This is a genomic window from Allobosea sp. (assembly GCF_017308015.1).
In the GTDB taxonomy this organism is placed as follows: domain Bacteria; phylum Pseudomonadota; class Alphaproteobacteria; order Rhizobiales; family Beijerinckiaceae; genus Allobosea.
Genome location: NZ_JAFKFW010000028.1, coordinates 62,198 through 69,334, shown reverse-complemented (window position 1 = coordinate 69,334; position 7,137 = coordinate 62,198). Strand labels below are relative to the sequence as shown.

8 protein-coding genes are annotated in these 7,137 nt (G+C 68.1%); 2 read left to right on the top strand and 6 right to left on the bottom strand.

Annotated features, from left to right (window positions below; translation table 11 throughout):
- A partial coding sequence (locus tag J0I42_RS20170; protein ID WP_291657442.1) for a GNAT family N-acetyltransferase occupies positions 1 to 954 on the top strand: 954 nt, incomplete at its 5' end.
- Positions 955 to 1,044: 90 nt separating this feature from the next.
- The gene (mog, locus tag J0I42_RS20165; protein ID WP_291657441.1) at positions 1,045 to 1,578 is read left to right on the top strand and encodes a molybdopterin adenylyltransferase; all 534 of its coding nucleotides are present in this window, start codon (positions 1,045 to 1,047) and stop codon (positions 1,576 to 1,578) included.
- A gap of 36 nt (positions 1,579 to 1,614) precedes the next feature.
- Here the strand turns inward: mog and J0I42_RS20160 are convergent, their stop codons facing one another.
- The 6 genes from J0I42_RS20160 to J0I42_RS20135 all read right to left on the bottom strand — a co-directional run bounded on the left by J0I42_RS20160 (position 1,615) and on the right by J0I42_RS20135 (position 7,095).
- A complete protein-coding gene (locus J0I42_RS20160; RefSeq protein ID WP_291657440.1) occupies positions 1,615 to 2,184 on the bottom strand; it encodes a glutathione peroxidase in 570 nt (189 codons plus the stop codon).
- 123 nt (positions 2,185 to 2,307) lie between these two features.
- Positions 2,308 to 2,694, bottom strand: coding sequence for a response regulator (locus J0I42_RS20155; RefSeq protein ID WP_047578914.1), 387 nt, complete (start codon positions 2,692 to 2,694; stop codon positions 2,308 to 2,310).
- Positions 2,695 to 2,705: 11 nt separating this feature from the next.
- The gene (cheB, locus tag J0I42_RS20150) at positions 2,706 to 3,809 is read right to left on the bottom strand and encodes a chemotaxis-specific protein-glutamate methyltransferase CheB (protein WP_291657439.1); all 1,104 of its coding nucleotides are present in this window, start codon (positions 3,807 to 3,809) and stop codon (positions 2,706 to 2,708) included.
- Positions 3,809 to 4,402, bottom strand: a complete 594-nt coding sequence (locus tag J0I42_RS20145) for a chemoreceptor glutamine deamidase CheD (RefSeq protein ID WP_291657438.1) — start codon at positions 4,400 to 4,402, stop codon at positions 3,809 to 3,811. Before J0I42_RS20145 ends, cheB begins: the two co-directional genes overlap by 1 nt.
- The gene (locus J0I42_RS20140) at positions 4,399 to 5,277 is read right to left on the bottom strand and encodes a CheR family methyltransferase (RefSeq protein WP_291657437.1); all 879 of its coding nucleotides are present in this window, start codon (positions 5,275 to 5,277) and stop codon (positions 4,399 to 4,401) included. Before J0I42_RS20140 ends, J0I42_RS20145 begins: the two co-directional genes overlap by 4 nt.
- Before the next feature lie 3 nt (positions 5,278 to 5,280).
- Entirely contained in the window at positions 5,281 to 7,095 is a 1,815-nt protein-coding gene (locus tag J0I42_RS20135; protein WP_291657436.1) for a methyl-accepting chemotaxis protein, read from the bottom strand.
- Positions 7,096 to 7,137: the final 42 nt, after the last annotated feature.

Here is a 7,137-nt window from a genome sequence, read left to right as displayed (position 1 = left end):
GGCATCTGGGCCTTCCGGCGCGAGCATGGCTGGCGCAGCGGGTTCTCCGCGGCGCTCGCCTCGCCGCTCGTGCCGCTCTACGAGGTTTCCTCGCTGCCGGTGCTCGACCGCGACCATGCCGCGGAGGCAGCCCGCGCCCTGATGCGCTATCTCCTCGCCTCGCGCGACCTGCCGCATCGGCTGATGCTGCCGCTGCTTCCGCTGGACGGCCCCTGCTACGCAGCCCTGGCCGAAGCCTGCCGCCAGACCGGCAGCGCGATCTCGACCTATGAACGCTGGGTCCGGCCGGTGATGATCCCGCAGCCGGACGACAACTTCGAGACCTATCTGCGCCGCGCGCTCGGCTCCGCCTACAAGAAGCGCATGCAGCAGTTCCGGGCCGTGGCGAAACAGGGCGCCCTCACCTTCCGGCGCAATCGCGGCCGCGGAGCGCTGGAGGCGCTCGACAGCTTCCTCACGCTCGAAGCCTCCGGCTGGAAGGGCGAGGCCGGCACGGCCATCGCCTGCCGGCCCGCCGATACCGCATATATCCGCCGGCTGGCCGAACTCTGCGCGAGCGACGAGACGCTGCTGATCGACACCTTGCTGCTCGACGGGCGCGCCATCGCCATGGGCCTGCTGGTCGAGAGCGGCAACCGCCGGCACTTCCTCAAGATCGCCTATGACGAGTCTCAGAGCCGTCATTCTCCGGGCCGCGCCCTGGCGATCGCCATGCTGCAAACCGATTTCAACGGTACGCCGCCCGCCTTCTTCGACAGCGGCGCCGGCGAAGGCGTCGACGCCGGCACCTATGTCTGGGGCGAGCGCCGCGCGATGGCCAATGCCATCATCCGCGTCGGTCCGGGCCGGGCGGGCGCCGCGCAGATCGCCACCTTCGGCCGGATGTGGCTCAGGCGCCTGCGGGCTGCCGCGAGAAACCGATCATCCAAGGCAGCGCCGCGCCAGCAGCCTTGAAGCCGCATCGAAGCCCGGCCCCCGCGCTGCCATGCTTGACCGGGTTTCCTGCTGAACGATAGAGCGGGAACGCTTCGCAGGAGACAGACGATGAGCGCGCCCGCCCGGATTGGAATCGTCACGGTCTCCGACCGCGCCTCCGCCGGCATTTATGCCGATGAGGGCGGGCCGGCCATCCATGCCTATTTCTCGAAGGTCCTGACCTCGCCCTGGGAAGCCGTCGCGCGCGTCATCCCCGACGACCGCGCCGTGATCGCCGCGACACTGCGCGATCTCGCCGACAAGGAGGGCTGCTGCCTGATCGTCACCACCGGCGGCACCGGCCCGGCTCCGCGCGACGTCACGCCGGAGGCGACCGAGGACGTCGTCGAGAAGCCGATGCCCGGCTTCGGCGAGTTGATGCGGCAGGTCAGCCTCGCCAAGGTGCCGACCGCGATCCTATCGCGCCAGACGGCGGGCATCCGCGGGAAATCGCTCATCGTCAACCTGCCCGGCCGCCCGCGCGCCATCGCCGAATGCCTCGACGCTGTGATGCCCGCGATCCCCTATTGCATCGACCTGATCGAGGGGTCGTGGCTCGAAACCGACCCTTCGGTGATTGCGGCGTTCCGGCCGAAAAAGTGAAATGGAGCCCGCGCTTTCGGGACCGGCTGGAGGCGCTTACCCGGCTGCCAGCTCCCGCCCGATCGCCTGCACGAGCTGCGGTGAAAGCGGGTCCGTCCCGGAGGGAAAGCCACCGAGCAGCGCACCGTCGCGGCCGACCAGATATTTGTGGAAGTTCCAGCGCGGCGTTTCGGCCGGCTTCTCCGAAGCGGCCCAGCGATAGAACGGATGCGCCTCCGGCCCGCGCACCACGGTCTTCTCGACGAAGGCGTAGGTCGCGCCATGACTCTGCCTGGCGGCTTCGGCAATGGCCGCGCCCTCGAGCGGCTCCTGCCCGCCGAAATCGTTGCTCGGGACGGCAACGAGCATCAATCCGCGCGCCTGATAGCGCTGCCAGAGCTGCTCCAGTGTCGCCATCTGCCCGGCATAGCCGCAACGCGTCGCCGTATTGACGACGAGGATCGGCCGGCCGCGATAATCGGCAAGCGGCATGCGCCCGCCATCCGGCTTGTCGAAGCCGAAGGCATGGGCGCCCGTGAGAGCCTGCGCCACGGTGGCACGCGCCCCCGAGCCCGCAGCGGCCGCTCCGGCGATCCCGGCGACGATCTGGCGGCGTGACGGCAGCATGGCTTCTCTCCGGTTCGACAGCCGAACGGGCTGCATCATGCCCCAAAGCAGAAAGCCCCGCAGCCGGCCGGCGCGGGGCTTCGCTTCACGATGGCGAGACCGGAAGGCCTCGGCAGCTGACGCTCAGCAGGCGAGGACCTTCTTCACCCGCACTTCGAGATCACGCAGCTCGTAGGGCTTCACGACGTAATGGTCGGCGCCGTTGCTGGTCGCCTCGTCCATCTTGTCGACGGAGCGCTCCGACGTCGCCATGATGATCTTGATCTGGTTCAGTTCCGGGACCGAACGGATGGCGCGCAGCAGATCGATGCCGCTCATGCCATCCATGTTCCAGTCGAGCAGCAGCAGGTCGTAGCGCTTGGTCTGCATCTTCATGAGGGCCTCGCGCGCGTTCTCCGCCTCGTCGATGTCCTGGAACTCGATCTGCTTGAGGAAATAGGTCGCAAGGCCGCGCATGCTCTTCTGGTCGTCGACCACCAGGATGCGGTATTCGCTTCTGGCCTTTGACATCACTTTGCTCCTTACGCGGTGCGCAGATTCGGCCGCTCGCCGACGAGCTGTCCGACTGCTCCACCGATCTGGTTGAGCGGGACGACCCTGTCGGCCGCTCCGATCTCGAAGGCCGCCTTCGGCATCCCGTTTACCACGCAGGTCTCCCCGCTTTGGATTAACGTCTCGGCGCCGGCTTTGCGCATGGCTAACAAACCGTCAGCGCCGTCCCGCCCCATCCCGGTCAGCAGGACACCGATCGCATGGCCGCCGACGCTGCGCGCCACGGAATGGAACATCACGTCGACCGAAGGCGAATGACCGCAGACCAGCGGCCCCTCGCGCAGCACGCAGACAAATTCGCCGCGGCGCTCCTCGATCTCGAGATGACGCGGGCCGCCCGGCGCCACCACTGCCATGCCGGGCCGCAGCCTGCCGCCGTCGACGGCTTCATGGACGTCGAGCCCGGTCGCCGTCGCAAGCCGCGCCGCAAACTTCGCCGTATAGCCCGGCGGCATGTGCTGCACGACGACGATCGGCAGCCGGAGATGCGCAAGGTCCCGCATCACCGTCTGCACGGCCGGGACACCACCGGTCGAGGCGCCGATCGCGATCAGCGAGGTCTTGCCGCTGCGCGCCGGCTCCCGCGGCACCGCAGCCGGACGGGCCGGCACGGCGGTAGCCTGCGTGATCTGCCTTGCGGCGGAGATCATCTTGCGGCTGGCGGCTGCGCGCTGCAGCGCCGCGACGAGATGCTTCATGAAGCCGTCGAGCGTATGGGTCGTCCCGTCCGGCTTCTCGATGAAGTCGATCGCGCCGAGCTCCAGCGCCTGAATGGTGTTGTCGGCGCCCGGCCCACCGAAGGCCGAGACGATCAGCACCGGCAGCGGGTCCTGCTTGAGCACCCGCGCCAGGAGCTTCAGACCGTGCCGGCCCGGCAGTTCGAGATCGAGCGTCACGACGTCGGGCCGCAGTTCCTGGATCGCGTCCCAGCCCTCCTCGGCGCTGCCGGCGATGCCGATCACCTCGAAGCCCGGCGCAGAGTTGATGATCTGCGTCATCAGCTTCTGCATCAGCACGGAATCGTCGACGACGAGGACCTTGACCGGGGCGGCGGAAGACGTCGCGACAACCATCACCAGACCTCCACTTCACCGGCGACCGGCTGCGTCTTGAGCCGGTTGAGATAGGCGATTTCCTGCTCGTGGCCGCTGTCGCGCGCAGTCGGCTGGACATGCTGCACCCAGGCCCGGCCCGTCGAGGGCTGGTAATGGATGCGCCGCGAGCGCGTGCCGCCGACATCGCGCGACACCACCGGAATGCCTTCCACCTTCAGGAACTCGTTGACGAAGGCGATGTTGCCGTCGCCGATCGCGAGCATCGTCGCGCCCGAGAGCACGCGCGCCCCGCCGAAAACCTTCGCCTCGAAATTGCTGCGCTTGGCGCCGCGCTTGAGCAGATCGTTGATCAGCACCTCCATGGCGGTATCGCCATAGCGCTCGCCGGCGCTGGCATCCGAGCCGCCGTTGTTCTTCGGCAGCAGGAAATGATTGAGGCCACCGACGCCGGCGACGGGATCGCGCATGCAGACCGAGACGCAGGAGCCGAGCACGGTCGCGACGATCTCGTCCTTGGCGGAGGTGATCTCGTGCTCGCCCGGCGCAACCGTGATGATCGTCGCCTGGAAACGCGGGTCGAAATAGCGGCGGGAGGACCGGGAGACGCTCATGCAGTCCTCTCGTAGATGGTGCGGCCGATCAGGCGCAGGTTCGGATGCGGTTGCGGCAGCGATTCCGAATGCCCGAGATAGAGGAAGCCGCCCGGCGCCAGCAGCGCCACGAAACGGTCGAGGATCGAGGCCTTGGTCTGCGTGTCGAAATAGATGAAGACGTTTCGGCAGAAGATCACGTCGAACGGGCCGCTCATCGGCCATTTCTCGATCAGGTTGAGACGTTTGAAGGCGATCATCCGGCGCAGCTCCTCGGCGATCCGGGCCTCGCCCCGCCCCGCTCCGCCTTCGAGCTTGAGCAGCGGCTTCACGTCGGACGGCAGGCGCTCGAACAGCTCCGCCGGATAAACTCCGGCCTCGGCGCGCGTCAGAATGTCGGTATCGATATCCGTCGCCAGAATCCTGAAGTCGAGATCGCTGCGCAGCCCCACCACGTCGCGGCAGGAAGCGGCGATCGAATAGGGCTCCTCGCCGGACGAACAGGCCGCCGACCAGATCCGGATCCGGCCGCGCCGGCCACTGCGCTCCTGCAGCAGGCGCGGCATCACGTCCTTGCGCAGATGGTCGAAATGGTGGCGTTCGCGGAAGAAGGCGGTGTGGTTCGTCGTCACCGCATTGATCAGCTCGGGCAGTTCGCCCGCCGCCTGCGGTGTCTTCAGGAAGGCGCAGTATTCCGCGACAGAGTTCATGCCGAGCGCCTTGACGCGCCGCGCCAGGCGTCCGCGGGTCATCGCTTCCTTATGCTCGCGGATGACGATGCCGGCCTGCTCGTAGACCAGCGCCGCGATGAACTTCATGTCGTCGCGGGTCAGGGTGACGTCGGCCATGGCAGGCAGCGCCGGCGCAAAGGGATTGGACGAGGCAGGTCTGTTCATCTCTCAAATACCAGTGCGGCCGCCGGCGGCGACACGACGATGCGGTGGCGGCGACATGGTCCGCGTGGGTGCCGGAGCCGGCGGCACAACGCCAAGCCGGGGCGCGGCCACGCCGTTGCCCGACGCATGACAGCCGCCAAATGCTTCGATCGTGGCATGCAGCGCCGCCGCCTGGTCGGCGAGCATGGCTGCGGCCTCCGCGCTCCGAGCGGCCAGATCGGCGGTTTGCCGCGTGCCCTTGTCCATCTTCGCCACGCTGCGGCCCATCTCCCCGGCCCCCTGGGCCTGTTCGGCGGTCGCAGCGGAAATCTCCGAGACGGTCGTCGCGACCTTGCCCACCGCGGCGACGATACGTTCCAGCGCCGTGCCGGTCTCACGAACGAAGCCGACCCCCTCCGCAACCTGCCCGTTCGAGGAAGCAATCAGTCCCTTGATGTCCTTGGCGGCCTGCGCGGAGCGCTGCGCCAGCGAGCGCACCTCGGAGGCGACGACTGCAAATCCCTTGCCGGCATCGCCCGCACGCGCCGCCTCCACCGCGGCATTGAGCGCCAGAAGATTGGTCTGGAAGGCGATCTCGTCGATCACGCCGACGATCTCGGAAATCTTAAGCGACGAGCTTTCGATGCGCTCGATCGCGCCGATCGCGCGGGTGACGACGCCCTGTCCCTGCTGCGCGACACTCATCGTCTCGCCCGCAAGCTCGCCGGCCTCGCGGGTACGGATGCGGCTGCGGCCGACCGAAGAGGCCACCTGCTCGGCTGCTGCCGAAGCTTCACCAAGGTCGGCGGCGGCCCGCCCGGTGCCCGCCGCAAGCTCCGTAGCCGCAGCATCGACCTCGGACGCGGTCTGCGAAACCCGACCCGCGCTGTCGCGGATGGCCGCAAGCGTCACACCAACATGCCCGAAAGCCTCGTTGAGACTGTCCTGAAGGAAACCGAGGCTACCCTGATGTGTCACCGGGATACGCCGCTCGAAATCCCCCTCCACCACCCCCGAGACGGCATGGGCCATCTGATCGAGCGCGCCTTCGAGCAGGATGTTGATCCGGTTCAGGCCCTTGACCGCATGGCCGAGCGGCAATCGCTGCCCTTCCGACGAAAGACGCCGCGAGAAATCCCCCGCCTCGGCTGCCTCGACCAGCGCCACGATCTCGGCCGCGAGCTTGAGATCCCCGGTCATCTCGCGCCATTCCACGGCTGTACCGAGGCTGCGGCCGTCGCCATGCACCATGGCCGTCAAAGTCAGGCAGACCGTGCGACGGCCGAGCGTCAGGCGTACCGGCTGGCCGCTGAGCGGCTGGTACTCGCCCTGCACGCGCTCCATCACGCGGCCCAGCATGTCCTTGGCCGAGCAGCCCGGAAATGCCGTGCGGAAATCCTCCTGGGCCTCGCCGAAGAAGCGCAGCAGCGCCTTGCTGACATAGACGACGCGACCGGCGGGATCGCAGAGCATGACGCTGGCACGGCCATGGTCGAGCGCGGCGCGCAATCTTTCGGCTTCCTGGGTCTGCTCGCGGATCGACGCGAGCGCGCGCGACAACTCAGCCCCTTCGCCGAAACCGGATGCATCGGGGAGCGCGACATCGCCGCCATCGGCGAGGCGGGCCGCAGCAGCCGCAGTTCGCGCGAGCGGGCGGGTCGCGCCCCAGGCCGCAAGGCCGCCGAACAGCACGACGGCCGTCACTGCGGCAGCACCCATGGCGGGAGCTCCGGCGACGGCAGCATAGGACGCCAGGCTGCCGGCGAGCGCCGCTGAGCCGGCGGCGAGCAGCGGCTGGCTGACCGAGAGACGTGAGAAGGGGCCGAGCGCGCTGCCCATATGGTTCGATCGTTTCTTGTTCTCGCCCGCTTCTTGAACGCT

Coding starts and splice junctions, on each gene's coding strand:
- J0I42_RS20140 (WP_291657437.1), bottom strand. CDS start 5,277: ATGAACAGACCTGCCTCGTCCAATCCCTTTGCGCCGGCGCTGCCTGCC.
- J0I42_RS20135 (WP_291657436.1), bottom strand. CDS start 7,095: ATGGGCAGCGCGCTCGGCCCCTTCTCACGTCTCTCGGTCAGCCAGCCG.
- J0I42_RS20145 (WP_291657438.1), bottom strand. CDS start 4,402: ATGAGCGTCTCCCGGTCCTCCCGCCGCTATTTCGACCCGCGTTTCCAG.
- cheB (WP_291657439.1), bottom strand. CDS start 3,809: ATGGTTGTCGCGACGTCTTCCGCCGCCCCGGTCAAGGTCCTCGTCGTC.
- mog (WP_291657441.1), top strand. CDS start 1,045: ATGAGCGCGCCCGCCCGGATTGGAATCGTCACGGTCTCCGACCGCGCC.
- J0I42_RS20155 (WP_047578914.1), bottom strand. CDS start 2,694: ATGTCAAAGGCCAGAAGCGAATACCGCATCCTGGTGGTCGACGACCAG.
- J0I42_RS20160 (WP_291657440.1), bottom strand. CDS start 2,184: ATGCTGCCGTCACGCCGCCAGATCGTCGCCGGGATCGCCGGAGCGGCC.